This is a genomic window from Maritimimonas sp. 2210JD6-3 (assembly GCF_056591795.1).
On the sequence record NZ_JBWQOJ010000006.1, the window covers coordinates 91,856 to 118,687 of the forward strand.

Here is a 26,832-nt window from a genome sequence, read left to right on the forward strand (position 1 = left end):
AACAAAATTTCGATCAAAAATCTACTCTTTCAACTCTTTATAATCTTTAAACAAGCTTAAGTTCAACCCTTCAATTTGATTTCTATATTTAGGCCAATCTGTTTTATAAAAATTAGTTATGGGTTTCATAGCATTATCAACTTTTTCATTTGCATTTTTAATGGCATCTTTTTCAGTTTTGCCGGGTGTTTGTAATAAAGAGCCTACATAGCGTCTGGCTGTAGATAAAAAGGTTAAAGGTGTTGGGTCTGGGTTTCGCGTAATACCTTGGCGCTTATCTTCTTTGCCAATCATTCCGTCTATTAATTTACCAATCGATTTTGTGATAGAGTCTGTTGCTTTGATGGCGTCTTTATATTGATCACCTTTTTGTTCTTTTAGCTGCTTCTTATAAGAAGCAGCTATCTTTTTTGATTCTTTTAATTGCTCGACAGCTTTCCCTGCTAAAGCTGTTTTCTTCTCTAATTGTTTCAATAAATCATATTTGGCTTTTAAAGTAGCTATAGGCATGTCAACTCTGGGATCATAAGCAACAGCAACAGTTGTTGAATCTTTAGCTTTATTATAATGAATTACCACTTTATAATTACCTGGTAATACGGTAACTCCTCTAGGTTCTGGAGCATTTTTTCGAGCTGCTCTACGTGACGGACCACGAACGCCTTTTTCACCTAAATTCCAATACATACGATGTATTCCATTTTCTTTTGGAGTTTTTCTTTTTAAAGTTCTTATAAGTTCATTGTCAGTATTATATATTTTTACAATCAACGAATCACCCTTCTTTTTAGGTGGTTTTATGGCTTCGTTCTTTTCTGTATCTTTTTTATCAGAAACTTCTTTTTTATTTTCGGGTTTGTTAATACTATAGGTAATCATCGCTCCTAGGCTTCTATTTTCACCATTAAACATAGCGTTACCGCCGAAACGAGTACCTAAAGGCTGCTGAATCTGATTAATATGAGCTTTAGGAGCAGAAAAAACCTTTAATGTCTTATTGAGCTCAGTAGTACCATTTTTAGCAAGTTCTCGTAACGGGCGAATATCATCTAATACATAGAATGAACGACCAAAAGTACCGATGACTAGATCGTGTTCACGAGGATGAATTCCTAAATCCATCGTAGGTACAGAAGGATATCCTTCTGTCCATTTTGTCCAGTTTTCACCCTCGTCAATAGAAACGTATAAACCATTTTCAGTACCCAAAAATAATAGGTTCTTCTCTACAGGGTCTTGGATTAATGCTAACGAATACCCGAAGGTCACCCCTTTTTTATCCAATAGGCTTTCCCATGTTTTTCCGTAGTCACGTGTTCTAAAAAGATAGGGTTTAAAATCGAAATTTCGATAATTATTCACCACGGCGTAGGCTTCACCAGCAGTAAAAGGCGAAGCTTTAATTTGTGCGACCCAACTTCCTTTTGGGAAACCTTTGAGTTTCGGTGTCACATTATTCCAAGTTTTACCTCCATCACGCGTTAATTGAATTAAGCCATCATCGGTTCCAACCCATAACAGGCCTTTTTCAAGTTTAGTAGGCTCAATCACTAAAATAGTGGTATGATTTTCTGCACCTGTGGCGTCCATGGTAATACCCCCGCTTTCATGCTGCTTTTGCTTCTGAGGATCGTTTGTTGTTAAATCAGGTGAAATAATTTCCCATTCATGGCCTTTATTTGATGATTTGTGCACAAACTGACTTCCAAAATAAATAGTTTCATTATCATGAGGGTCGAGTGCAATAGCAGAATTCCAATTAAAACGCAATTTTATGTCAGGATTTGGATGTGTTGGACGCACCATTTTACCATTTCCCGTTTCTCGATCGTAGCGTACCACAAACCCTTGCTGTGACATACTATATCCATACCGTGAATTTTTAGGATCGGGCACTACATCAAACCCATCACCAAAAGATATTTCTTGCCAATACGCATTTCGAATTCCCTGTGCTTTTAAAACATAAGCAGGTCCGGCCCAAGAACCGTTGTCTTGCATACCGCCATATAGATTGTAAGGATATTCCATGTCATAAGCAATATGATAGAATTGCCCAACAGGAAGATTTTCTATAAACCGCCATGTCTTACCACGATCTTTAGTAATGTTTAATCCGCCATCATTACCATCGATCATAAAATTGGGATTTTTTGGATGTATCCACCAAGCATGATGGTCGGGGTGAACTCCTACACTAGTGCCATAAGCTGGCATTAATTGCTTAAATGATTTGCCGCCGTCATTACTCACATTTACATAGGTAAACACACTGTAAATTCTATTTTCATTTACGGGATCTACAAAAATATCGGAATAATAAAAAGGTCGATTACCTATACCAGGTTTATCATTTATTTTTTTCCATTTGTTTCCGCCATCTTCAGATTTGTATAATGCATTTTTTTTAGATTCGATTAAAGCATATACAATGTTTGGATTACTGGGTGCGATAGCTAATCCCATTCTACCTAAGTTTCCTTTAGGCAACCCGTCTTCATCAGTTTTCTTTTTCCAGTTTTCTCCACCATCATAGGTAATATATAATCCTGAGCCTTTTCCACCAGAATTAAACGTCCATGGCTTACGACGATGTTCCCACATGGCTGCAATCAGTTTGTTTGGGTTTGATGAGTCCATGACTAGATCGGCAGCTCCGGTTTTATTGTTTACGAATAGGATTTTATTCCATGTTTTTCCTCCATCAGTTGTTTTAAAAACTCCTCTCTCAGGATGTTCTCCCCATGGTGAACCAATGGCTCCAACATATACTGTATTTGGGTTGTCGCGATCAATAATTATTCTATGAATATTGCGTGTTTTTTCAAGCCCCATTGATTTCCAAGTTTGACCACCATCTAAGCTTTTATAAATACCATAACCTCCATTTAGTGAATTACGAGGGTTACCTTCGCCAGTACCTACCCAAATCACATCGGGATTACTTTGCTGAATGGCTATAGAACCAATTCCCGTTAAGGGCTGTTCATCAAATATGGGTTTCCAATCGATTCCGCCACTTTCAGATTTCCAAACACCGCCAGAAGCAGCTCCCACATATATAATATCGGGGTTGTTATTTACAACATCTATAGCCGTAATTCGGCCACTCATTCCGGCAGGACCTATAGCACGAGGCTTCATGCCTTTTAATTTTTTAATATCAATTTGTTGAGAGCATACCGTGGCGCTAATCATCACCACAAGAAGGAATAATTTTTTCATTTGAATTGAGTAAGTTTAAAGCGCATCTAAGGTAGTTTGATTTTTATTGAAAAACAATTTTTTAACAGCTAAGTAACTTTGCTAGTAAATGATATACTAATAGATTAGGATGTACATTTTTAGTATATTGCATTTTTAAAACTTGGAGAACTCAACTTATGCAAAACCAAAAAGATACTTGTATAAAAACAGCACTTTTAGTACTGTTTTTAGTTTTTGCATCTAACATTCTTTTTTCTCAATCAGAAATTCCAAAAAAGCCTTCGTTTATTCCTCCAATTATAGATAGTACCAATACATTATCTGTTTATGAAAAGCAGTTGCTATTTAGCAAGTTGAAAAAATATAATGATACTACTTCTACAGAGTTATTCGTAATGATTCAACCAACTACTTTTGGAGAAAGTATTGCGAGATATGCTACCGATTTAGGTCATAAATGGGAAATAGGTCAGAAAGGAAAAGACAATGGTATTATTTTATTAATAGCGAAAGATGATAGAAAAGTAACCATTCAGACAGGTTATGGAGTTGAGCATTTATTAACAGATGCATTATCACGAAGAATTATTGAAAACATTATAACTCCAGAATTTAAAAAAGGCAATTTTTATGGAGGTGTTGATAGAGCTACATCAGCTATTATGCAAATAATGAATGGAGAATATAAAGGAAATCCTAAAAGCAGAAATGAAGGAGGTGGAATTCCTATATTCTTTATTTTTCTTTTCTTTTTTATTCTCATGATCATTTTATCGAATCGAAATCGCGGTAATAGAGGCGGTGGCAGAAGATATTACAGAGATAATGATGCCGCAAGATCTATTTTAGAAGCCATTATTTTAAGTAAATCGGGTCGTGGTGGTTTTGGCGGCGGTGGCGGTTTTGGAGGAAGTTCAAGTGGCGGATTTGGTGGTGGCGGTTTCGGAGGTTTTGGCGGCGGCGGCGGCTTCGGTGGCGGCGGTGCTTCTGGAGGCTGGTAAGTCAGAATGAAACCTTATCTTTTAATTCTTAGCGTAGCCTAAGATGCTGTTATCCTCAAATTACGTGTCAAAAGAATTGCTGTCAACAAGTTTATGAAAATTTAGACTATAAAAGATTTGTAAGTGCTATTGCTTTAGTTGACCCTATTTCAAATGAAAGTTGAGGTTTTGATGCAACCCCTGATTTTACCTAGCAAACTAAAATTTTGTAAAAATCTTTAAATGCTAAAGAATTTACTGAAACAGTTGGTTATTTGATCAATAATCAAAATAAAAGAGCATTGTTTATTCTAGATATTGATAAATGGAATAAAAACATTATTGAATTTATAAAAAGAGTCGATGTAGTATTATTAGACGCTACTTTCTTTAAGGATGGCGAAATTATCGAGTTGAATTAACCTTTTAACTTGACTCTTAAAATATAAGTATTAGCAGTTATAAAAAGCTCGGTTTTATCTTTATTAAAAGCACAATTAGAAGTGTGCTGCTCTGTATTGATCGTTCCCAAATGTTCACCTTCAGAAGAAAAAACCAAAACGCCACCTGGTCCTGTAGCAAATACATTTCCTCGATGATCAACTTTTAATCCGTCTGGTAATCCTTTTTTTGAAGCAACCATATGAGTGACATTAAAAAACTGTTCACCTTGATTAAAATTACCTTCTTCATCTATATGATAAACTGCCCAAAATGCTTTTTTAGGATCTGAATTAGCAACATAGCATTTTGTGAAATTTTGATTAAAAACAATACCATTAGGTTTTGTTAAACTATCGACCATTACACTAAGATTTCCTTGTGTATCTAACTTGTAGACACCGTTGAATGAAATTTCTTTATCCTCAGATGCGTCTAAACCTTGTAACCCGTAAGGAGGGTCTGTAAAATAAAGATTACCCTTATCATCATACACGGCATCATTAGGGCTGTTTAGTTTTTTACCTTTATAATTATCAGTTACTGTAATAAATTCAGACTTCGGGTAGTCTAATGAGGCGTTCATTCTCGCTACTCTGCGATCACCATGTTGGCATAAAACAAGATTTCCATCTTTATCTAAAAGCAATCCGTTAGAACCGGGTTCGTTGCTAGAACTCGTGGTGTCGCCCGTATAACCAGAAGGTTTTAAATATACTTGTGTATCTTCACCTTCTTTCCAACTGTAAATAGTATTTTGTGGTACGTCAGGCCATAGTAACTGCTGTTGTTTTTCTAACCATAGTGGTCTTTCAGACCAATCAAACCCTTTTGCTATTATTTCAATTTTAGTATTTGATTCAATCAATTCATCAAGTTTTAGGCTCAATCGTTCAATTGTACCTAATGTTTTGTATGTAGCTTTTTGAGCTACGATTTCCTGTTTTTCTTTTTTATCCTGTTTACAGGAGATAATAATAGAAATTAGCAATACTACAATAAGTAAAGGCTTTTTTTTCATACTATTTCTTCCTAAAATAAATAACAATAGGTACACCGTTAAAATTAAAATGTTCGCGAAGTTTATTTTCTACAAAACGCTTGTATGGGTCTTTAATATACTGGGGTAGGTTGGCAAAAAAAGCAAACTGAGGGGTTGGTGTTGGTAACTGTGTACAGAACTTTATTTTAACATATTTTCCTTTATAAGCTGGAGGTGGATTATGCTTAATAATGTCTAACATGGTATCATTTAATTTGCTTGTAGAGATTCTATTCGTTCTATTCTTATGAACTTCGACTGCGGTTTCAATAGCTTTAAAAATTCGTTGCTTCGTCAATGCTGAAATAAACAAGATAGGTACATCTGTAAAAGGTGCAATTTCTCTTCTTATTTTAGCTTCAAAATCTTTAGAAGTCTGATGATCTTTTTCTACCAGATCCCATTTATTAACGAGAATTACAATTCCTTTTTTATTTTTTTCTGCTAACCAAAAGATATTCTGATCTTGCCCCTCAAACCCGCGAGTGGCATCTAAAACTAAAATGGTAACATCACAATGTTCGATAGCACGAACTGAGCGCATTACAGAATAGAATTCTAGATCTTCTTTCACTTTAGCTTTTCTACGAATCCCAGCAGTGTCAACTAAATTAAATTCAAAACCAAAGCGATTATATTTAGTGTCAATAGCATCTCGTGTAGTTCCGGCAATATCTGTTACAATATAACGATCTTCACCAATAAGCGCATTAATAAAAGAAGATTTTCCTGCATTGGGGCGACCTACAACAGCAAAGCGTGGTAATTCATCTGTAATTTTCTCTTCTTTTTCTGGTAAAGCTTCTATGAGTGCATCTAATAAATCTCCTGTGCCACTACCATTGATACTCGCAATTGGATAGTAGTCACCTAATCCTAAAGAATAGAATTCTACTGCATCTTCGCGGCGTTTATTATTGTCAACTTTATTAATAGCTAAAAGCACAGGTTTTTTAGCTTTTCTAAGTAATTGTGCAACATCTTCATCCATACCTGTCACACCAGATTCTACATCTACCATAAAAATGATAGCATCAGCTTCATCAATTGCAAGTTCTACTTGTTTATCAATTTCAGCTTCAAAAATATCATCAGAGCCTACTACATATCCACCAGTATCTATTACTGTAAATTCTCTACCATTCCATTCAGACTTACCATAATGACGATCACGGGTAACACCACTTACAGCATCTACAATTGCTTCGCGACGCTGAATTAAGCGATTAAAAAAGGTAGATTTTCCTACATTAGGCCTACCCACTACAGCTACTATGTTTCCCATATTGACTTATAATTGGTGCAAAGATAATTTATTAGAGATAGATTTGATAACTTTATGATGTAAATGAATCTATCTCAGAATAATGGAATTGTCGTCTTTTGATAATCAATTAAACAAGATTTTATTAAAACCAAGATTCACTCTTGAGTATAGTGAGTCTAAAGAAGCTATTCTTAAGAAATTTAGCGTAGTTTTTAAAGAGAATTTAAAAGGCTTTAGAGGTAAAATAGTTGGAGGTCATGTGGTAATTGATGTACCGAAGCAAGAAGAACATCTTTGGTCTCCTCAATTACAACTAGAAATTGAAGAGAAAGAAAATAATAGATCTTTTATAAAAGGTTTATTTGGACCTAAACCTACGTTATGGACGCTCTTTATGTTTGTCCATTTCGGAGTAGCTTTGGCTTTTGCAATTTTTGCAACGATGCTTTTTACAGATATAAGTCTAAAGCAAGATTATTCATTATCCTTATTATTAACAATTTTGATGCCTGTATTATGGATACTTTTTTACCTCTTTGGAAGATGGGGAAAAAAGAAAGGGCATGAACAGATGGTAGCATTAGATGGTTTTATGAAAAGCGTTTTAAGAGCTTAAAAATAAGCTGCCATTTCTTGCTGCAATGCTAAGGCCTTTTCTTGCGCTTTTTTGGCAAAATCTTTTGTATTAGAAGCATAAATTATTCCCCGAGAAGAATTTACAAGCAACCCAATATCATTATTGAGTCCGTATTTACAGACATCTTCTAATTTTCCGCCTTGAGCGCCAACACCTGGTACTAAAAGAAAATGGTCGGGTATTATCTTACGAATTTCAGCAAAATATTTGGGTCGGGTAGCACCCACTACATACATAAGCTGATTCGAATTTTTCCAGTCTAGTGATTTTCGTAATACCTTTTTATACAGTGCTTCATTCTCAATTTGTAATGTTTGAAAATCAAGTCCACCAGCATTAGAGGTTAAGGCTAACATAATGGTAAACTTATGTTCAAAGGCTAAAAAAGGCTCTACAGAATCCCTTCCCATGTAAGGAGCTACGGTTATAGAATCAAAATTTAAATCTTCAAAGAACGCTTTTGCATAACGCGTTGACGTATTACCAATATCGCCTCGCTTTGCATCAGCTATGGTAAAAATTTCGGGATGCTTATTGTTTAAGTATTCAATAGTTCTTTGTAATGATTGCCAACCTTTAATACCATACGCTTCATAAAACGCTGTATTTGGTTTGTAAGCAACAGTTAAATGATGTGTAGCGTCGATAATTTGTTTATTGAACTCAAAAATAGGATCTTCATGTTCAAGTAAGTGCGAAGGTATTTTTTCGAGATCTACATCTAAACCAATACATAGAAAAGATTGCTTTTTTTTTATCTGATCAACAAGGTCTTGCTTGGTCATTTAATAGGCTAAAATAGTTAAGCAAAAGTAAAGAATTTATTTCTGTAAAATTACTATTGTGCTTTTTGTTTCTCTATATTTACAAAAAAATAAGCCAACTTGTTCAGCTATATTTTAAACAAATCTTTTTACGGTTTTCTTACGCTTTTTGGTGTAGTCACGGTTATTTTCTTTTTGTTTACTGTGCTTCCTGGTGACCCTGCTAGAATGATGCTTGATCAACGTGAGGATAGCGAACAACTGCTGGCGGTTAAAAAAAAATATGGTTTTGACAAACCCATTTTTACCCAGTACGTGTATTATCTGAATGATCTTTTACCAATTTCTATCCATTCTAAGAATACAGATGACTACACATATTTAGATAAAGGTAAATATAGTTTTAAAAAGCTTTTTTCTATTGGTAACAAAACATGGGTTCTTAAATGGCCATATTTACGAGAATCTTTTCAGAAAAATGGTAAGACGGTCGCTTCAGTTATTGGTGAAACATTACCAAATACCTTTGTATTAGCAGTTTCGGCCATCACTATTGCAATAAGTATCGGAATTATTTTTGGGGTGCTTTCAGCCATTTTTAAAGATACTTTTTTTGATAGATTAATTTCTGTAATTAGTACACTAGGTATGAGTGTGCCTTCCTTTTTTTCAGCAATTATTTTTGCATGGTTTTTCGGTTTTGTATTGCATAAATACACGAACTTGAATATGACAGGTAGTTTGTATGAAGTGGATGATTTTGGTGATGGGAAATACATCGTTTGGAAAAATTTAGTATTACCAGCAATTGTTTTAGGCATACGGCCGCTTGCAGTTGTTATTCAGCTAATGCGGAATTCATTGTTAGAAGTGATGAATCAAGATTATATACGTACGGCGAAAGCAAAAGGGTTAACAATGGTAAAAATTGTTAGAAAACACGCATTGAAAAATGCTTTAAATCCGGTGATCACGGCTATTTCAGGTTGGTTTGCGTCTATGTTGGCGGGAGCAGTATTTGTTGAATATATATTTAATTGGAACGGTCTTGGCAAAGAAATCGTTAATGCTTTAAATACCTTAGATTTACCCATTATTATAGGAAGCGTACTTGTTATTGCTACCATGTTTATAATTATCAATATTTTTGTGGATGTCATTTATGGATGGCTAGATCCACGTGTAAAACTTAACTAAAATTATGAGAAAAAAAATTGTTGCTGGTAATTGGAAAATGAATTTAACGAAAGATGCCTCCTTAACGTTGGTTGATGAAATTAGTAATGGATTGGGAAGCCTTGATGAAAATATACGGGTTGTAGTAGCTCCGCCATATATCAATATTCCTTATGTGCAAGACACATTAAATAGAAATAATACTATTGAAGTTGCAGCTCAGAATATGCACTTTGCAGAAAGCGGTGCTTACACAGGTGAAGTTGCAGCTGATATGTTACAAGTTATTGGAATACATACCGTTATTCTGGGTCATTCTGAACGCCGTGAATATTTTAAAGAAGACGCACAGTTACTAGCGAGAAAGGTTGAACAGGCGTTAGAACATAAAATGGAAGTGATCTTTTGTTTTGGTGAAAAATTAGAAGATAGAAAATCTGGGAATCATTTTGATATTGTAAAAGAGCAGTTACAAGATTCATTGTTTCATCTAAATGCTATTGATTGGGATAAAATTATTTTAGCATATGAGCCTGTTTGGGCGATTGGTACAGGTGAGACCGCCACCCCAGAACAAGCACAAGAAATGCATGCATTTATTCGTAAGCTTATAGAAGATCAATATGATGATGAGGTGGCTGATCGTGTTTCGATTTTATATGGTGGGAGTGTAAAACCAGGCAATGCAAAAGAAATTTTCTCAAAACCAGATGTAGATGGTGGTTTAATAGGAGGTGCTTCACTAAAAGCGGAAGATTTTTTAGCGATTATTAACGCTATTTAATTGGAAACCTTAAGAAATTAGACTAATAAATGTCAAGTACTTACATCGCGTATCACTTTGCTATATTTCCAAAAGAACCCGCAACAGAAATTCTCATTGCTGAATTGGGACAAGTTGGTTTTGAAAGTTTTGTAGAAACTAAAAATGGAGTTACTGCCTATATACAAAAACAAGATGTACAAGAAAATATTCTAGATAATATTTTTATTCTTAAAAGTGAGGAGTTTAATATCTCATTTATAAAAGAAGAAATAACTCAAGTAAATTGGAACAGTGAGTGGGAGAAAAACTTTCAACCCATTCAAGTTGATAATCTGGTAAGTATTCGAGCGCCTTTTCATGAAAACCCAAAGCTAAAATATGACATTGTCATAGAGCCCAAAATGAGCTTTGGCACTGGGCATCATGAAACGACACATATGATGGTGCAGCACCTTATCGATTTAGAGTTGCAAGATAAAAAGGTATTAGATATGGGGTGTGGTACAGGTATCTTAGCAATCTTCGCTGAGATGAAAGGTGCTAAAGCCATTGATGCTGTAGATATTGATCATTGGTGCTATGAAAATTCATTAGAGAATTGCGAAAGAAATAAGTGCACAACTGTTGTAGTATATCAAGGTGACGCATCCTTATTGTTGAATAAGCGATATGATGTTATTATTGCAAATATTAATAGAAATATTCTGTTAACAGACATAAAAATATATAGTAACTGTTTAAATAAAAACGGAACCTTACTTCTCAGCGGATTTTACCAAGAGGATATTCCTCTTATTGATAAAGAAGCTTCAAAATATAACCTAGTTCTCGATAAAATTATTGAGCGAAATAATTGGGTAGCGCTTAAGTATATTTCTAACGAACATTTATTTTAAAATTTAACTCATAGTTTTTGTATATATTAAAAAACATTCATTTTTGATTATTGTATTTTATACTTTTAGATAACGATATTTAATCATAAAATCTGTTAAAAAATTAACAGATAATTAAATTTTGTTAGAAAAAATTAATTTTTTAAAACTAACAAATGTTTGTTAGTATCTTGAGCAACGAATAATCAAAATCAAATTAACATTATGAAAAAACTGAATTTTTTTAGTATTACAGTTGTAGTACTTATGATGTTTGCATCTTGTCAAAAAGAAGACGAAGTAGTTCTTCCAGAGCAATCTGTACAAGAAAAATATCCAGAACTTGTAAAAGCTTTGGAAGCAAATTATTTTAACCCTATTAATTTAGAGGAAATAGATTTTGTATTACCAAATGGTGATATACAAAAGTTGTTTAAGGTAGAAGAAGACTTAATGTTTACCAAAGAACAAATATTGAACATGGATTCTGGAGACGGAATTACGACTAAACAATATAGAACTAATAATTTAGTCTCTCTTAGAACCATTAATGTTATTGGTTACACAGGTGGTGGCGGATTTGGCCTTTCAAGAGGTGAACAAACAGGATTGCAATGGGCGATTAATAATTATAATAGATTAGGGTTAGATATTCGTTTTAATCTTACTTTTGGAACAAATTATCAACCTCAAGATATAGTTGTTTACCATAATCCATCTAGAAGTTCATTTGGAGGTGAAGCTGGTTTCCCAAGTAACGGAAGACCATTTAAATGGGTGCAAGTATATGGTACGGCAGGTTCTGATAATAATACCTTGGAACATCTAATGGCTCATGAGATCGGACATTGTGTTGGTTTACGTCATACAGATTGGTTTAGTCGTCAAAGTTGTAGGCAATCTGGAGAGCCTGCTCAGCCAGATGGTGCAATACATATACCAGGTACACCTACAGGATACGATTCTACATCTATTATGCTTGCTTGTATAAGATCTGGTACTGATGGAGAATTTAATAATAATGATATTACTGCCTTGCGCTATTTATACTAAAAAAGTATATGAATACTATTCATAACAATTAGTTAGGTTAATATCAGTAAAATTAATTCATGCATTGAAGAGGTGTAACCGTTGGTTGCACCTCTATTTGTATATGATTATTTATTAAATTTGTACAAATAAGTAGTTTTTGAGTACAAGAGAAAAATACCAAGAAGAAGTTGATGTCCTAGAAAAGGAAGTAAACTTACATGAGATTATTTTATTTAATGATGATGTCAACACGTTTGATTTTGTAATCGAATCTTTAATTGATGTTTGCGATCATACACCAGAACAAGCTGAACAATGTACAATTTTAGTGCATTATAAAGGCAAATGCGCTGTTAAAACAGGTGAATATGATGAGTTAAAACCACGTTGCACACGTCTTTTAACATTAGGTTTATCTGCTGAAATCGTTTAAGGCATTAAAATTTACATAAAAATTTGTTTTTAGGTTGGTAAAAACTCTTTCCTATTTTTATATATTTTTCATCAAAAAACATTAAAAATTACATATTTTTCAATAATTATCCCTTTAAAGGAATTTATTTTAAGATTATTTAAAAAATAATTCAAAAAAGAGTAGCTTTGCATCTGTTAATTTAACCAATATAATAAAGTATGGCATTCGATATAGATATGATTAAAAACGCCTATAAAATAATGGGCGAGCGTATTGAAAAAGCAAGAGAAATTACAGGCAAACCATTAACCTTATCTGAAAAGATTTTATACTCTCATCTTTCACAAGGTATGCCGACGGAATCTTATCAAAGAGGTAAATCGTATGTCGATTTTGCACCTGACAGAATTGCATTGCAAGATGCTACTGCGCAAATGGCGCTATTGCAGTTTATGCAAGCAGGTAAGAAAAAAGTTGCTGTACCAACTACTACACATTGTGATCATTTAATACAGGCAAAAATTGGCGCTAAAAAAGATTTACAAAACGCCTTAAATACGAGTAACGAAGTTTTTAATTTTTTAGAATCTGTCTCTAAGAAGTATGGTTTAGGATTTTGGAAACCGGGTGCAGGTATTATTCATCAGGTGGTTTTAGAAAACTATGCATTTCCAGGAGGGATGATGATTGGTACAGATTCACATACGGTTAATGCGGGTGGATTAGGGATGGTGGCCATAGGTGTTGGTGGTGCAGATGCAGTTGATGTGATGGCCGGGATGCCTTGGGAATTAAAATTTCCAAAATTAATAGGTGTTAAATTAACAGGTAGATTATCAGGTTGGACAGCTCCTAAAGATGTTATTTTAAAAGTAGCGGGTATTCTAACCGTAAAAGGTGGTACAGGTGCTATAGTAGAGTATTTTGGTGAAGGCGCTAAAAGCATGTCTTGTACTGGTAAAGGTACCATCTGTAATATGGGTGCAGAAATTGGTGCAACTACATCTACGTTTGGATATGATGAATCTATGGAACGTTACCTCAGAGCAACCGATAGAGATGATGTAGCAGATGCAGCGAACCAAGTAAAGGAGCATTTAACAGGTGATGACGAGGTATATGCTAATCCAGAACAGTATTTCGATCAGGTTATTGAAATCAATTTATCTGAATTGAAACCACATTTAAATGGTCCATTTACTCCAGATCTCGCTACGCATGCTGGTAGAGAAATGACTGAAAAAGCAAAAGACAATAACTGGCCTTTAGAGGTAGAATGGGGCCTTATAGGTTCTTGTACCAATTCTTCGTATGAGGATTTATCTCGGGCCGCTTCTATTGCGCAACAAGCAATTGATAAAGGTTTAGAAACCAAAGCAAAATTTGGTATTAATCCAGGTTCTGAGCAAGTACGTTTTACTGCTGAAAGAGACGGCTTATTACAAAAATTTGAAGATTTAGATGCTACTATTTTCACCAATGCTTGTGGACCCTGTATTGGGCAATGGGCGCGCTACAGTGATCCTAAGAATGCACCTAAAAATAGCATAGTACATTCTTTCAATAGAAATTTTGCGAAAAGAGCTGATGGGAATCCCAATACTCATGCTTTCGTAACTTCTCCTGAATTAGTAGCTGCAATTGCAATTGCAGGAAGATTAGATTTTAATCCGGTTACTGATACCTTAGTTAATAAAAATGGAGAGGAAGTAAAATTAGATGAGCCTACAGGATGGGAATTGCCGCCTAATGGATTTGATGTAAAAGATGCTGGTTTTATTGCGCCTCCAGAAGACGGCTCTGGTATTGAAATAGCTGTAAACCCTGAATCTAAGCGGTTACAGTTGTTAACACCTTTTACACCTATTGGAGATAGTGTTAATAATGCCAAGTTGTTAATTAAAGCCAAAGGAAAATGTACTACAGATCATATTTCTATGGCAGGGCCTTGGTTGCGTTTTAGAGGGCATTTAGATAATATCGCTGACAATACATTAACTGGAGCCGTAAATGCATTTAACGATAAGACCGACACGGTTAAGAATCAGTTGACTGGTGAGTATGGGTCGGTTCCTGCAACACAGAGAGCTTATAAAGCGGCTGGTGTTCCAACCATTGTTGTGGGTGATCATAATTACGGTGAGGGTTCTTCCCGAGAGCATGCTGCTATGCAACCTCGCCATTTAGGTGTGGTAGCAGTTTTAGTAAAATCATTTGCTAGAATTCATGAAACGAATTTAAAAAAGCAAGGAATGTTAGGGCTAACGTTTGCAAATGAGTCTGATTATGACAAGATTCTAGAAAATGACTCGTTTGATTTTGTTGATCTAAATGAATTTGCTCCTGGTAAACCCTTAACTATTCTTGTAAAGCACGAAGATGGATCTCAAGATACTATTTTGGCAAATCATACCTATAATGCTGGTCAGATAGATTGGTTTAAGCATGGTTCTGCATTAAACCTAATTAAAAAGGAGAATGCTGCTTAGATAAATAAAAAGTTAGATATTGACTAGTCCTAAATAATCGATACAGATTAATAAAGATTAAATTTAATATTTAAATCTGGTTGAAGCTAGCTTCAACCAGATTTTTTGATTTATAAGTTTTCATTTCAATATGACTTTGCAAGTGCATTTGTTTTGGTGTCATCATGTGATTGGATAAATGTGGTCTTAGATCATTGTAAATGGCTACTGCTTGCTTGACTAATTGACATCTTATTTCATTTGTAATATTGGGTTTAGCAACATCGAACTCTTGTTTTAAAATACCATTGACTCTTTCTGCAACCGCGTTTTCATATGGATCATATTTTTCTGTCATACTTGATTTGATGGAGTTTTTAGATAATAATTCTTGATACTCGTTTGAGCAGTATTGTAAGCCTCTATCTGAATGGTGTATCAACGGTAAGTCCTTATTGGTTCTATTACACAACGCCATCTCTAGAGCTTGTACACTACCATCCACAGCAAGACTTTCAGAGACATTATATCCCATAATCTTTTTTGAATAAGCATCAGTGACTAAAGCTAGATAGCATGGGTTGCTTCTAGTGCCCAAATACGTAATATCACTAACCCATACTTGCTCTGGCCTATCAATCTTCATAGTAGTAACAATGTTTTTGTGTTTTCTGAAGCGATGATGAGAGTTTGTAGTGATCTGGTACGCTCTTTTTGGTTTTATAAGCATGTGGTTGGCTTTTAATATTCTAAAAAGCTTATCTCTGCCCACTTTCAATAAACAAAGCTCATGCCTTAAAATATAATACAACTTTCTGGCACCTAACTTAGGCATAGCAGCACGTACTGATTGCACTAAAGCTATTACTTGCTTTACCACAGATTGTTTATGATGCCTTGATTTAATGGCCCGATAGTAAACCTGTCTATCTAGCCCGAGTAAGTTACAGGTAGAAACTATTGTTTCTTTTTGCTCTTTTTGGAAGCGTTCAATAACTCGGGCGTATAATTTTTTCTGATAGCAATGTCATATTCCTTCTCTGCCATCTCAACTAGCATATCAAAGATGATAACTTTCTTGTCTGCACGCTCTGCCAGATGCTCTGCACGAGCTTTTTGCTTTTCTAGAAGCTTCACTTTTGTCTCTAGTTCCTTAATTCTTTGTTCTGGTGTTTTTGACACTGTAGTTAAAGGTAAATCGTTCCAGTCAAAGGTACCATATTTACGCAACCAATTAGTAATGGTCGAACGCGCTTGAATACCGTACTTTAAATGTGCGGATAATCGGTCTAAACGACCCGATTCGATTTCTTCTACAACTTGAAGCTTAAAAGAAAGCGAGTAGTCTTTTTGGGTTCTTTTGGAATAACCCGATTTTGTGGTATTTTTCATTACACTAAAAAATTAGTGTATCGATATTTCAGGACGGGACATATCAATCAATATAAAAACCTCCTAAATTTTTAGGAGGTTTTTATATTTGGTAATGCTTTATAAAAAAATAACTCCCAAACAAAATTATGTTAAGGAGTTATTCTGGCATGTATAGGGTAATTTGTTAATTAGGCTAGCTTACTTTTAGCTTCTATAATCTTACCATCTATAATGTTTAACTTTTTTCCAGCAGGCAATCTAACTATTTTCCCTTTGTAGTTAAAACTAAGTTCACCTTCTTTACAGATAATTTCAAAATTATTAGCACGTTGTTTTACACTAAACTTAGTACCTACTAAATCTTCAATTTTACCAGACCATGTTACTACTTCAAATGTAGAACCTTCTTTTACTTCAAAATCAGCTTCACCTACAAGATTTACAACTCTATTGTTTTTGAAATTAGATTTTTCATATTGTAACTGTGAAGAACTATTCAAAGCTACTAATGAAGCGTCTGGTAACGTAACAGTTTTTTGATTTTCTGCTGTCGTAACGGTTTTAGTACTTCCGTAAAACGGACCAAAATAAACACCTAAACCGACTAAAAACACCGCAGCAATTTGCATCAATGGTTTTAATGTATTAAACATAGGGATAGTTTTTGTTTCTGAATTGTTTGTTGTATTTGTTGATGATACTCTTTTCTTAGCAAGAATATCGTTTAGCTTCGCATATTCAGACTTTACATCATACGATTCGTCTTTAAATAGCTTAGCAGCATTAGATATTCTTATATACGAGTTAGATTCAGGTAACTTTTTAAAAGCTCCCATTTCTGAAGCTGTTAACTCTTCACTCAACCATTTTTGTATTAACGCTCTCTTTTCCATAAAATTAAATTCTATATGTATAGAACAACCTTGTTGTGAAACTTCCTACCTTGCGAATATAGAAATTTTTAAGTTGTTATATTTTGGTTTATATATATAGAACATTTCACTTTAAATTTTTCCTACTTTAAATACCATCTATTTCTTGTCTCAGCTTTTCTAAAGCACCGTAAATACGTTTCTCTACGGCTTTTCTAGAGATTCCTAAAATTTCGGCAATCTCTTTATGTCGTTTTCCTTCAGTCTTATTCATTAAAAAAGCTACACGTTGTCCTTCCGTTAGCTTAGCCAAAGCATTTTGAAACTTTTGCATGAACTCTGATTCTTCCATTTTATATTCTGGATTTTCATGCGTATAATCTTTATTTGGTTTGCTTTGTTGATATTTTAAAACTACCTTTTGATGCTTTACTTCATTTAACATCATATTATTTGCAGTAGTAAATAAAAAAGACTTTACTTTTTCTGGAGTTACTTTTTTGCAATTATCCCATAACTTTATAAATGCCTCTTGAACCTTATCTTTAGGGTTCAAATTCTCACCATAACGATATCTTAAAAAGTTAAAAAGGTCTGTTGAGTAGGTTTCAAACATTTTAGAGTATATGTGTTCTTTACACACATCAGTATCTAGTGATCTGACCATATTTTATAGGTTAGCTTCTGGGTAATTAGGGTTAAATTAATAAATAGTATCTAAAATACATATTATTAATAGTAATACACAATTTAAAAACTATGCTTGTTGTGGTTTATAATAATTATAAAACACTGATGATTATAACTGTTTTAGCAACTATTTATTGCGTCAAAAATATAAAAAAACAAGCAAACTAAAAAGCTAGAAGCTTGAAATAGAAATATTTTCATTATGGCTAGGTAGGAATTTTCTGTCTTGGGTTGTTGTGTATTTACTCGAGCTAGCTTTAGTTTAAAGTTGAAGAGTGTGAAATTTAAAACGTAATGTTATGAAGCTAGATATAAATAGTATTGGCATAAAAAAAATTAACCGAATTATACTTCTTATGATGTCAGTATTCATATTTACATATTGTAATACCTCAGAAGATGAGGTACTTCTAGTAGAAGATACGGGGTATATTACAAAACAATCGAGTCTCGCGCTATTAATTAAAAATGCTGTTTCAGAGAATCAATCAGGCAATTCTTGTGTTATATATAAGTATCCTTTTAATTTTATAGTAAAAAAGCCTTCTGATACTAGTTATAAAGTTATGAGAGTAGTATCTGATGACGATCTCAAACATTTTTTTAATAGTTTAACTACGCAGGATAGATTGAAAATAGATTTTCCTATGTCTTTAATAGATGTTGACTTAGAAGAAACGGTGATCTCATCGCTAGAAGAATTAGAAAATACTTTAGAAATGGCCACAGACGCATGTGCTGGTAGTACTGAATATGAGTATTGTCATTCAAACAATAAAAAAGTATATGTATGTCATAATGGTACTACTATTTGTGTAAGTATTAATGCTATAAACGCTCACCTAGATCACGGGGATATTTTAGGACAATGTTCTGGTAGTTAATTAGTGTGATAAATAGCAGATAAAAATCCTTCAATTTAAAATACTGAAAATCAAACAATTATAAAATATAATATAAAAAAATTATTTTTAAGGTAGGAACTTTTTATGTCCTGTTGTTTTATTAGTGAAAGTCATTAATAGCAATTTAAAAAGCTACCTAATAACGATCAAATAACAAGTTCAAACTGACATATTTTAGTTTTAAAAGATTCACTAAATAATAAGTGAAACATAAAGTAAACTCACGTGCTGGGTCCCTAAAAAGAAACATTTATTGAATCATTTTTATATCTTTTAAAACTTATATTATATAAAAATTAGTTTCTGTTAGTTTCATTTTGATGAAGGGAAAATTGCTGTGAATTAATTTAGGTAAGCTGCCTATAGATTAGCTTCTTTAGGTAGCTTTTTTTAAAGTCGAAAAAACAAATCCTTTCTCCCTTTACTTTAGAATCAAGTATAAAATTCCAATTCATGATAAGTAAAAAGCGCTATCTGTGTTATACAGGTAGCGCTTTTTCGGTTTTAAGTGAAGCTATTTGTCTTTCTGTATTTGATATTTTAATTAAAACACCCCCCTTAAAATACAGAAATAACACCTCAATTATATTTTGTATATGTTTTCTTTGGTAAGCTATAAATCTTATTCCTTATTAAATGGAAAGAATATCTACTATAAACCTTATTTTACTTATAAGTTTTGTTATTAGTTTGTGTTGTGCTAATCCGAAATTAGATACAGTTGAAAGAAAAGCAAATAACTTAGACCCTGTTGAGTCTGTTCCTGAATGGCTAAAATTGAACGTAGATGAAGCTCTACCATTAGATGAACTGAATATTTGGGTGCCTACTAACAATTTTCAAACGTCATCCCTTATTAAAGTACCTAGATTTCCACGCAAGTTTTCTGATGACGAGTTAAAAAAAAATAGAGCCCTTGAAAGTTTCAACATTAAACCTTTAACAGAGGATATAGTACTCAAGATTTCTGGAGTTAGGAATGAGCAAATTTCATCTCAAATTGCTATTGCCGCTAAAGAAGATATCACTGATCTGGAGCTTACAATTGAAAACCTCAAAACTAACGAGGGACATTTTTTTGACAAGAAAAATATACAAGTAAGATTTGTAAAATATGTACCCGTAGAAAGAGCTAGAAGTGAATATGTTTGGTCACCAAAGTATGAAGAAATTATAGGTGAAGAAGTGTCGGGAAATATGAACCCAAATCTTGTGGCTGATCCACTTATAGAAATTGATAAAATAAGTGTCCCTGCTTACAGAGCACAACCAATTTGGATAACCTTTAATATTCCAAAAGATATTAAACCCTCAGCGTACAAAGGCAAATTAAAAATTAAAACCAAAGAATTTGGTGTCAAAGAGTATAATTTGATTGTACAGGTTGATGATTTTCAATTACCAGATTATAATAATTATAAATTTCATTTAGATCTTTGGATAAACCCTAGTGCTATCGCTAAATATTATAAAATACCTCATTGGTCTGGAGAGCATTGGGACTTAATAGCTGAATATCTAAAAGATTATGCATCAAGGGGTGGAAAGAATATTACTACAACTATAACGCATGAACCATGGCATAAACCATGGATAAATAATACTACCAGATCTCAAATTGAATTTGGATATGAAAGTATGGTCAAGTGGATCAAAGATGAGAATGGAATTTGGAAATTCGATTACAGCGTATTTGATAAATATGTTGAACTGGCTAAGCAAGTGGGCATTAGGGAAAATATCAATGCCTATTCATTGACCCCATTTCATACAGATCAAAAAATCACTTATTGGAACGAAGAAAACAATAGGGTCGAAGAAGTTTATTTGAATGTCAATGACCCAGATTACGCACATATTTGGGAAGTTTTTTTAGAGGATTTTCAGAACCACCTTACTCAAAAGGGATGGTATGAGGAAACGTATCTAGGGTTTGACGAAAAACCAAAGGAAATACTGGACAAATTAATGGAAATTATCAAAGAAGCCTCACCTGGATTTTTAGATAGAATTGTTGTGGCAGGTCATCCAGAGGCGACGGAGTATGCGCAAAATCTGTCTATTTCGTACATGTTTTATCCTCGACAACCCTTAGAGAGCAAAGCTGCGGTTCCAGTAATTCCGACAATAGAAAAACGGAAAAAGGAAGGCAAGACTACAACATTCTATTTATGTGCAGAACCTGCACATCCAAACTCATTAACTTTTTCGCCTGCAATAGAGTCAAGAATGATTCCTTGGCTTGCTCTTAAATATGGAGCAGATGGATATTTGAGGTGGGCTTACAATAATTGGACTTCAGATCCTTTCAACAACCCCGTTTTTCTTCATACGCAAGGAGATGATTATCAAATTTACCCAGGAGAAGACGGACCTATATCCTCCATTCGATGGGAGCTTTTAAAAGAGGGAATTGAAGACTATGAATTATTTTCATTGGTCAAAGATAAAGGAGAAATAGCAGTTGATTCTCTTAACAAAGCCATAGAATTGGCAACTAGAAATCAAGACGGCAGATATAAAAATGTGATTGACTTAATAACTTCTAGGAAAATTCTTGTGGGCAAATATGATTAAAAAGATTTGTTTGTCAAAAAAAAGGGAAGAAGATCAAATACTATTTCCCAGATAGTATCTAGTAGTCGTTTTGAGATGCTTGGAGAGGGTGTTGAGGATTATGAAAAGTGAGTATACTAAAATCAACTCTCTAAATTCGTCGGGCTTCAATGATCAAGAAATTTTGAACCAATTGAATGATATTAATGCTAATTTTGTTAGCACAAGTAAAGCTGAGCAATTAGTCACAAATGCCTAATACCAGTTCTGATGCTAAATTACACAGTAGAAAAATGATGCGTTTTTCCTAACGTGAAAAGGCGTATTTTAATTGAGCCATTTAGAATTAGAAATGGTATAAAGTGCATTAATAAAATAACTATTCCAGATAGTATTACCTCAGGTATATATTTTTTAAAGATTAGTTCAAATTATAGAACTTATATGTATAAAATAATTAGACAGTAATTTAAGAAAGTTGAAAGAAATTAAAGCATACACTGTCAAAAGGATAAGTGATGGTAAATTGATTATTAATGGAAAAGCTGATAATCAAATATGGCATGAAGCAATTAGGTTGACAGATTTCATTTTGCCTTGGAATACGTCATTTCAATTGAAAACAGAATTTAGAGCATTATACGACGCTAAAAATTTCTTTTTCTATTTTAAGGCTTACGGCAATACAATTCATATAGAAAAAGCAGATGATAGTTTTCAAAGTATTAATGCTTCAGATAGGGTAGAATTATTTTTTAAAAAAGATAATAATTTAAACCCTTATTATTGTTTAGAGATTGATAGCCTGGGAAGATTAATGGATTTCAAGGCTCGTTTAGGTAGAGATTTTGATTTTGATTGGAATTGGCCTAAAGAAGCGATACAATTGAGGTCAAACATATCTCATGAGTCCTATACCGTTGAAGGTGCTATATCAATTAAATCCTTAAAACAATTATACTTAATTCAAGACGATAAACTTCAGGTAGGATTGTTTCGAGCAAAATACTTCAAAGTAGGAGCAATCTATCGGCCAGAGTGGGTGTCATGGATTGATCCTAAAACTGATAAACCTGATTTTCATGTCCCCGAATCATTTGGTATTCTGCAATTAGCGTAAAATTATTGAATCAAATAAGAATCAATATTTTCAGAATTAATAATATCTATAGATAAGAGTTTATCTTTAGGTATTGGTTTGTTAAACAAGAAGTGCTCGGCGAGATAAACAATACTCAAGTAGGTCTGTTGTTTGGGATTCTGATAAATTAAAAAATCAATTTTCCTATCCTTTAGATAGGTTATATTTTCTTCTAAAAGATCATATCCGATAACTTTAGTAGATTTGTTTTTTAAGTCTGCCAAAACCTGCACAACTTTATAAGATTTTGAAGTGGTAACAAAGATTCCGTCAGTTTTGAGGTTTGTGTTGAGGTAATTTGCAAGTGTTTTTTCAAAACCTAAGTTTTTAATATTTAGTGTAGTTATACTAGGTTTATTTTCCTCAAAATTGCCAAAATAACTTCTAAAACCCTTTTCTTTTCGTTGCATATGAATGGCATTATTAACGGCTTCTTCAATATGAATAATGGTCAATGAAGCATTTTTAGGTATTATTGACTGCATTAAACTTGCAGCCACCCTTCCACTTTTAAAAAGATCTTGGCCGACATAATTTTTAACCAATGTAGAATCAACTTGATCATTAAAGATGCTAACAAGTATGTTTTTTGCACGATACGCTTTTATTAGTTGCATTGATTGCTTATGAAAAAGAGGAGTCAATAACACGGCATCAGGACATAAGTCTAAAATAGTTTTATTTTTTTTTCGAAAAGAAGAAGTACTTGTTGGATTAAAGAAATAGGTTTCTACAGAGATGCCAAAAGATTTGAATTCAGTTATAGCTTGATGAATACCATCTACACAGGATTGCCAATAGCTATCTTGTTCTGGGTCAGGTAGTAAAGCACATATAGTATAAATCTTGCTATTCTTTAAGCTTCTAGCTAAAATATTTGGCTGATAATCAATCTCGCTGAGTACCTTATTGATAGCCTTCAAAGCCTTTTCAGAAACTTTTCCTCGGTTATGTAATACTCGGTCAACAGTTCCTTTTGAGACACCAGCAAGATTAGCAATATCCTTTATTCTATATTTTTTATTTTCCATTGTACCAACAAGCTTGAAGAAAATCAAATATATGTAATTAATTAGAAAAATGTGCTCGATACCATAAATTTAATGTGTTCGAGCACATTTTTTTATTTTTACTAGGTTTTAAAAATTTTCAGACTTATATTCGTAGCATAAAGATTTATATTTTGTAAAGATTTATTAAAATAAAACAAACATAAATAATTAATAATCAAATAGTTGAAAAATATTGTATCGAAAAATAAAATAATATCGATTGCTCCAGGAAGAACTTGTCTGTTTGGCGATCATCAAGACTATATTGGTTTACCCATAATAGCGTGTGCCATTAACCGGTATATCATGTTGGAAGCCGAGGAGAATAACAGTAATTTTTTCAATATAAAAAAACCCGATATTAATCAAGAAAGGGTTATATGTATTAAGGATGAAATTAATGTGGTAGAAAAAGGTGATCACCTTTTATCTGCTATAAAGGTTTTGCAAAGAAATGGTTGCATTCCAACCAAAGGGTATGATATAACTATAAAAGGGAATTTACCTATTAATGCAGGTACTTCAAGTTCATCGGCGGTAGTAGTTTCTTGGGTGAAGTTTTTGTTAGAGGCATTTGGTTCTAATCAAATAGTTACACCAGAGTTTGTTTCACAATTGGCTTATGAAGCTGAAGTAGTTGAGCATGGATCGCCTGGAGGTAAAATGGACCAATATAGTATCGGATTAGGCAATGTCTTATACTTGGAGACTGGAAATGACCTTAGATATGAGGTTATTGATAAATCCATTAAAGGTTTAATAATAGGAGAGTCAGGAATTCCAAAAAAGACCATTGGTGTACTCCAGGAATTAAAAGAAAAAGCTTGGCTGGCAATTCATAAAGTCAAAGAAACTCATAAAGATTTTGATATTAGGAAAGCCAAAAAAAGTGATTTGAACAATCTGCTTAACCGTTTACCAGACAGACTTGAACCTTACTTATATGCAGCTATATCAAATCACGATATTACACAAAGGGCATTGAAAGAATTAAGAAAAGAGCATTTAGATTATGTGGAAATAGGAAATTTAATGAATGAACATCACCAAATTTTACGAGATGTATTAAAAATAACTGTGCCAAAAATTGATGCGATGATTAACAGTGCTTTAAATGCAGGAGCTTACGGAGCAAAAATAGTAGGTTCTGGCAGAGGAGGTAGTATTGTCGTTTTAGCCCCAGAAGGAAAAGAGCAGAAAGTAATAGATGCTATCATTAACGTAGGAGGAAAAGATGCATACAAAGTAGAAGTAGATCCTGGTGCACGAATTATTGATAATTTAGAAGTTTCACTAGAAAAATAAGTACAAAATGCATGAAAATTTAATTATACTGGCAGGAGGAGCGTCTTCAAGAATGAAGAAGCAAAGTGTTTCAAAAGAGTTGTCTGAAGAAGAAATAGCTCAAGCAAACAAAAGAAGTAAAGGACTTATTGGAGTAGGAGCGGCAGGAAGACCACTCATGGATTATCTTTTGTACAATGCAAAATTAGCAGGGTATAAGAATATTTATATTGTGATTAGTGAGCAAGGTGCTCTTTTTAAAGAGTTTTATGGTAAAGAACAAAAAGGTAATAATTTTCATGGCCTTACTATATCATTTGCTACTCAATACATACCGAAAGGTAGGATAAAACCTTTTGGTACTGCTGATGCGCTGTACCAGGCTGTTAAACAATATCCTGAATTAAATAATGAATATTATACAGTTTGTAACAGTGATAATTTATATTCCAATGAGGCATTATATGCATTGAGAATAACAAATAGTGAAAATGCCTTTATAAGCTATTCACGCAATGCTTTAGAATTTCCTCCCGAAAGAATCTCTCGGTTTGCCTTGGCAAAACTAGGAGAAGAGAACTTACTCTTAGGTATTATAGAAAAACCAAAACAAGAAGAAGTTGAAAATTACCGTGATTCTTCTGGAAAATTAAGGGTGAGTATGAATGCTTTTAAATTTAGTGGAGTAATGTTGTATCCCTATCTTGAAAACTGTCCTGTAAATCAAGAAAGAGATGAAAAGGAATTGCCTACTGCTTTACTAAATATGCTAAAAGATAATCCTAACTCAGTTTTAGGAATTCCATTTTCAGAACATGTGCCCGATTTAACAGCGAAAGAAGATATAGTAGTAGTCAAAGAGTATCTAAAGAAAAATTATACAGAACTTAAATGGTAATTGATGTAGAATGAAGAAATTAAGAAAAAAATACCTTATTACTGGTGGTGCTGGTTTTATTGGCAGTCATATTGCAGAATATTTATCTGGAGAAGACCATGAAGTTGTGGTTTTAGATAGTTTAAGAACAGGTTTTAAAGAAAACCTACATAATCTGGATGTGAAATTTGTTGAAGGGGACATCAGAAACAAAGATTTAGTGAATGAATTGGCTAAAGATTGTAGTTGTATATTTCATTTAGCAGCTTTGGTAAGTGTTCCAGAGTCATTATTAAAGCTCAATGAGTGCATTCAGATTAACACCATGGGTACCATCAATATACTCGAAGCTGCAAAGAACAATAATGGTTGTAAAGTGGTTTTATCGAGTTCAGCTGCTAATTATGGTGATAACCCTGTTTTACCTAAGGTTGAACATATGGTACCTGAGCCACTAACTCCTTATGCAATTACAAAGTTAGACGGTGAATATTATTTAAAAATGTATCATGAGCAATGGAGTGTTCTAACAACATCGTTGCGATATTTTAATGTTTTTGGAGCCCGACAAAATCCAAAGTCTGCTTATGCAGCGGCAGTACCCATTTTTATTAGCAAAGCATTACAAAATCAACCGATCACAATTTTTGGGGATGGTAAACAAACTCGTGATTTTATCTATGTAAAAGATGTTGTAAAAGCTAATATATTGGCATCAGAGCAAGGCAATGGTACTTATAATGTTGCGCTAGGGCAAAGCACGACCATTTTAGAATTAGCAGAAAGAATTATAGAATTGACCAACTCTAAATCTAAGATTCAATTTTTAGAAGAAAGACCTGGAGACATTAAACATTCTTGTGCAGATGTTTCAAAATTTAAAAAGCTGGGTTTTCAATCAGATTATACAATAGAAAAAGCACTTAAAGAAACGATAGATTTCTATCATAGCAAACTAATAATTAATACCTAAACAACATGATATCTCTAAGCACCTTTGATTATATA

The 26,832-nt window shown here is 33.4% G+C and carries 23 protein-coding genes and 1 pseudogene; 15 read left to right on the forward strand and 9 right to left on the reverse strand.

Annotation, left to right across the window (positions count from 1 at the left end):
• Nucleotides 1-21 precede the first annotated feature (21 nt).
• Complete coding sequence (locus AC1EUY_RS04825) at nt 22-3,225, reverse strand: WD40/YVTN/BNR-like repeat-containing protein (RefSeq protein WP_480194376.1); 3,204 nt, start codon at nt 3,223-3,225, stop codon at nt 22-24.
• 158 nt (nt 3,226-3,383) lie between these two features.
• Here AC1EUY_RS04825 and AC1EUY_RS04830 point away from each other — a divergent pair, with 158 nt between their 5' ends.
• Together AC1EUY_RS04830 and AC1EUY_RS04835 are read left to right on the forward strand one after the other, a co-directional pair.
• Nucleotides 3,384-4,208: a TPM domain-containing protein gene (locus tag AC1EUY_RS04830; protein WP_480194377.1), complete on the forward strand. Its 825-nt coding sequence runs from the start codon at nt 3,384-3,386 to the stop codon at nt 4,206-4,208.
• A 245-nt stretch (nt 4,209-4,453) separates the two neighbouring features.
• A pseudogene (locus AC1EUY_RS04835) lies at nt 4,454-4,609 on the forward strand (MBL fold metallo-hydrolase); the annotation flags it as partial.
• On the opposite strand, the gene AC1EUY_RS04840 reads toward AC1EUY_RS04835, so the two are convergent.
• Both AC1EUY_RS04840 and der read right to left on the reverse strand, forming a co-directional pair.
• Nucleotides 4,606-5,649, reverse strand: coding sequence for an SMP-30/gluconolactonase/LRE family protein (locus tag AC1EUY_RS04840; RefSeq protein ID WP_480194378.1), 1,044 nt, complete (start codon nt 5,647-5,649; stop codon nt 4,606-4,608). The pseudogene AC1EUY_RS04835 and the gene AC1EUY_RS04840 overlap by 4 nt on opposite strands.
• A gap of 1 nt (nt 5,650) precedes the next feature.
• Entirely contained in the window at nt 5,651-6,955 is a 1,305-nt protein-coding gene (der, locus tag AC1EUY_RS04845; RefSeq protein WP_480194379.1) for a ribosome biogenesis GTPase Der, read from the reverse strand.
• A gap of 82 nt (nt 6,956-7,037) precedes the next feature.
• Between der and AC1EUY_RS04850 the strand changes: the two genes are divergently transcribed.
• Nucleotides 7,038-7,553 (forward strand): GTP-binding protein, encoded by a 516-nt coding sequence (locus AC1EUY_RS04850; protein WP_480194380.1) that lies wholly within the window; start codon nt 7,038-7,040, stop codon nt 7,551-7,553.
• Here the strand turns inward: AC1EUY_RS04850 and pyrF are convergent.
• Complete coding sequence (gene pyrF, locus AC1EUY_RS04855) at nt 7,550-8,359, reverse strand: orotidine-5'-phosphate decarboxylase (protein WP_480194381.1); 810 nt, start codon at nt 8,357-8,359, stop codon at nt 7,550-7,552. The genes AC1EUY_RS04850 and pyrF overlap by 4 nt on opposite strands.
• 99 nt (nt 8,360-8,458) lie before the next feature.
• Between pyrF and AC1EUY_RS04860 the strand changes: the two genes are divergently transcribed.
• From AC1EUY_RS04860 to AC1EUY_RS04885, 6 genes are all read left to right on the forward strand, one after another.
• Nucleotides 8,459-9,535, forward strand: a complete 1,077-nt coding sequence (locus tag AC1EUY_RS04860) for an ABC transporter permease (protein WP_480194382.1) — start codon at nt 8,459-8,461, stop codon at nt 9,533-9,535.
• A 4-nt stretch (nt 9,536-9,539) separates the two neighbouring features.
• Complete coding sequence (gene tpiA / locus AC1EUY_RS04865; RefSeq protein WP_480194383.1) at nt 9,540-10,298, forward strand: triose-phosphate isomerase; 759 nt, start codon at nt 9,540-9,542, stop codon at nt 10,296-10,298.
• Nucleotides 10,299-10,327: 29 nt separating this feature from the next.
• Nucleotides 10,328-11,176 carry a 50S ribosomal protein L11 methyltransferase gene (gene prmA / locus AC1EUY_RS04870; RefSeq protein WP_480194384.1) on the forward strand — a complete coding sequence of 283 codons (849 nt, stop codon included), beginning with the start codon at nt 10,328-10,330 and terminating at the stop codon, nt 11,174-11,176.
• A gap of 204 nt (nt 11,177-11,380) precedes the next feature.
• Nucleotides 11,381-12,208, forward strand: coding sequence for a M57 family metalloprotease (locus AC1EUY_RS04875; protein ID WP_480194385.1), 828 nt, complete (start codon nt 11,381-11,383; stop codon nt 12,206-12,208).
• A gap of 139 nt (nt 12,209-12,347) precedes the next feature.
• The gene (locus AC1EUY_RS04880) at nt 12,348-12,623 is read left to right on the forward strand and encodes an ATP-dependent Clp protease adaptor ClpS (RefSeq protein ID WP_480194386.1); all 276 of its coding nucleotides are present in this window, start codon (nt 12,348-12,350) and stop codon (nt 12,621-12,623) included.
• Between the two features lie 200 nt (nt 12,624-12,823).
• Complete coding sequence (locus tag AC1EUY_RS04885) at nt 12,824-15,094, forward strand: aconitate hydratase (RefSeq protein WP_480194387.1); 2,271 nt, start codon at nt 12,824-12,826, stop codon at nt 15,092-15,094.
• A gap of 70 nt (nt 15,095-15,164) precedes the next feature.
• On the opposite strand, the gene AC1EUY_RS04890 is transcribed toward AC1EUY_RS04885, so the two are convergent.
• From AC1EUY_RS04890 to AC1EUY_RS04905, 4 genes are all read right to left on the reverse strand, one after another.
• Entirely contained in the window at nt 15,165-16,067 is a 903-nt protein-coding gene (locus AC1EUY_RS04890) for an IS3 family transposase (protein ID WP_480194398.1), read from the reverse strand.
• Entirely contained in the window at nt 16,031-16,465 is a 435-nt protein-coding gene (locus AC1EUY_RS04895; RefSeq protein ID WP_480194388.1) for a transposase, read from the reverse strand. The genes AC1EUY_RS04890 and AC1EUY_RS04895 overlap by 37 nt, the downstream gene beginning before the upstream one ends.
• A 170-nt stretch (nt 16,466-16,635) precedes the next feature.
• Nucleotides 16,636-17,340 (reverse strand): FecR family protein, encoded by a 705-nt coding sequence (locus AC1EUY_RS04900; protein ID WP_480194389.1) that lies wholly within the window; start codon nt 17,338-17,340, stop codon nt 16,636-16,638.
• 127 nt (nt 17,341-17,467) lie between these two features.
• Nucleotides 17,468-17,986 (reverse strand): RNA polymerase sigma factor, encoded by a 519-nt coding sequence (locus tag AC1EUY_RS04905; protein WP_480194390.1) that lies wholly within the window; start codon nt 17,984-17,986, stop codon nt 17,468-17,470.
• 322 nt (nt 17,987-18,308) lie between these two features.
• On the opposite strand from AC1EUY_RS04905, the gene AC1EUY_RS04910 reads away from it, so the two are divergent.
• The 3 genes from AC1EUY_RS04910 (at nt 18,309) to AC1EUY_RS04920 (ending at nt 22,590) form a co-directional block, all read left to right on the forward strand.
• The gene (locus tag AC1EUY_RS04910; RefSeq protein WP_480194391.1) at nt 18,309-18,893 is read left to right on the forward strand and encodes a hypothetical protein; all 585 of its coding nucleotides are present in this window, start codon (nt 18,309-18,311) and stop codon (nt 18,891-18,893) included.
• 657 nt (nt 18,894-19,550) lie between these two features.
• Complete coding sequence (locus tag AC1EUY_RS04915) at nt 19,551-21,491, forward strand: DUF4091 domain-containing protein (RefSeq protein ID WP_480194392.1); 1,941 nt, start codon at nt 19,551-19,553, stop codon at nt 21,489-21,491.
• A gap of 457 nt (nt 21,492-21,948) precedes the next feature.
• Nucleotides 21,949-22,590 (forward strand): sugar-binding protein, encoded by a 642-nt coding sequence (locus AC1EUY_RS04920; protein ID WP_480194393.1) that lies wholly within the window; start codon nt 21,949-21,951, stop codon nt 22,588-22,590.
• Between the two features lie 2 nt (nt 22,591-22,592).
• On the opposite strand, the gene AC1EUY_RS04925 is transcribed toward AC1EUY_RS04920, so the two are convergent.
• Nucleotides 22,593-23,642, reverse strand: coding sequence for a substrate-binding domain-containing protein (locus AC1EUY_RS04925; RefSeq protein ID WP_480194394.1), 1,050 nt, complete (start codon nt 23,640-23,642; stop codon nt 22,593-22,595).
• Nucleotides 23,643-23,846: 204 nt separating this feature from the next.
• Here AC1EUY_RS04925 and AC1EUY_RS04930 point away from each other — a divergent pair, with 204 nt between their 5' ends.
• The 3 genes from AC1EUY_RS04930 to AC1EUY_RS04940 are packed head-to-tail and all read left to right on the forward strand — an operon-like array spanning nt 23,847 to nt 26,797.
• Entirely contained in the window at nt 23,847-24,968 is a 1,122-nt protein-coding gene (locus AC1EUY_RS04930; RefSeq protein WP_480194395.1) for a GHMP family kinase ATP-binding protein, read from the forward strand.
• A gap of 7 nt (nt 24,969-24,975) precedes the next feature.
• Nucleotides 24,976-25,845 carry a sugar phosphate nucleotidyltransferase gene (locus tag AC1EUY_RS04935; RefSeq protein WP_480194396.1) on the forward strand — a complete coding sequence of 290 codons (870 nt, stop codon included), beginning with the start codon at nt 24,976-24,978 and terminating at the stop codon, nt 25,843-25,845.
• A 10-nt stretch (nt 25,846-25,855) separates the two neighbouring features.
• A complete protein-coding gene (locus AC1EUY_RS04940) occupies nt 25,856-26,797 on the forward strand; it encodes an NAD-dependent epimerase/dehydratase family protein (protein WP_480194397.1) in 942 nt (313 codons plus the stop codon).
• Nucleotides 26,798-26,832: the final 35 nt, after the last annotated feature.

Coding starts and splice junctions, on each gene's coding strand:
- AC1EUY_RS04905 (WP_480194390.1), bottom strand. CDS start 17,986: ATGGTCAGATCACTAGATACTGATGTGTGTAAAGAACACATATACTCT.
- AC1EUY_RS04900 (WP_480194389.1), bottom strand. CDS start 17,340: ATGGAAAAGAGAGCGTTAATACAAAAATGGTTGAGTGAAGAGTTAACA.
- AC1EUY_RS04885 (WP_480194387.1), top strand. CDS start 12,824: ATGGCATTCGATATAGATATGATTAAAAACGCCTATAAAATAATGGGC.
- pyrF (WP_480194381.1), bottom strand. CDS start 8,359: ATGACCAAGCAAGACCTTGTTGATCAGATAAAAAAAAAGCAATCTTTT.
- AC1EUY_RS04830 (WP_480194377.1), top strand. CDS start 3,384: ATGCAAAACCAAAAAGATACTTGTATAAAAACAGCACTTTTAGTACTG.
- AC1EUY_RS04840 (WP_480194378.1), bottom strand. CDS start 5,649: ATGAAAAAAAAGCCTTTACTTATTGTAGTATTGCTAATTTCTATTATT.
- AC1EUY_RS04940 (WP_480194397.1), top strand. CDS start 25,856: ATGAAGAAATTAAGAAAAAAATACCTTATTACTGGTGGTGCTGGTTTT.
- AC1EUY_RS04910 (WP_480194391.1), top strand. CDS start 18,309: ATGAAGCTAGATATAAATAGTATTGGCATAAAAAAAATTAACCGAATT.
- AC1EUY_RS04895 (WP_480194388.1), bottom strand. CDS start 16,465: ATGAAAAATACCACAAAATCGGGTTATTCCAAAAGAACCCAAAAAGAC.
- der (WP_480194379.1), bottom strand. CDS start 6,955: ATGGGAAACATAGTAGCTGTAGTGGGTAGGCCTAATGTAGGAAAATCT.
- prmA (WP_480194384.1), top strand. CDS start 10,328: ATGTCAAGTACTTACATCGCGTATCACTTTGCTATATTTCCAAAAGAA.
- AC1EUY_RS04850 (WP_480194380.1), top strand. CDS start 7,038: ATGGAATTGTCGTCTTTTGATAATCAATTAAACAAGATTTTATTAAAA.
- tpiA (WP_480194383.1), top strand. CDS start 9,540: ATGAGAAAAAAAATTGTTGCTGGTAATTGGAAAATGAATTTAACGAAA.
- AC1EUY_RS04935 (WP_480194396.1), top strand. CDS start 24,976: ATGCATGAAAATTTAATTATACTGGCAGGAGGAGCGTCTTCAAGAATG.
- AC1EUY_RS04925 (WP_480194394.1), bottom strand. CDS start 23,642: ATGGAAAATAAAAAATATAGAATAAAGGATATTGCTAATCTTGCTGGT.
- AC1EUY_RS04915 (WP_480194392.1), top strand. CDS start 19,551: ATGGAAAGAATATCTACTATAAACCTTATTTTACTTATAAGTTTTGTT.
- AC1EUY_RS04825 (WP_480194376.1), bottom strand. CDS start 3,225: ATGAAAAAATTATTCCTTCTTGTGGTGATGATTAGCGCCACGGTATGC.
- AC1EUY_RS04875 (WP_480194385.1), top strand. CDS start 11,381: ATGAAAAAACTGAATTTTTTTAGTATTACAGTTGTAGTACTTATGATG.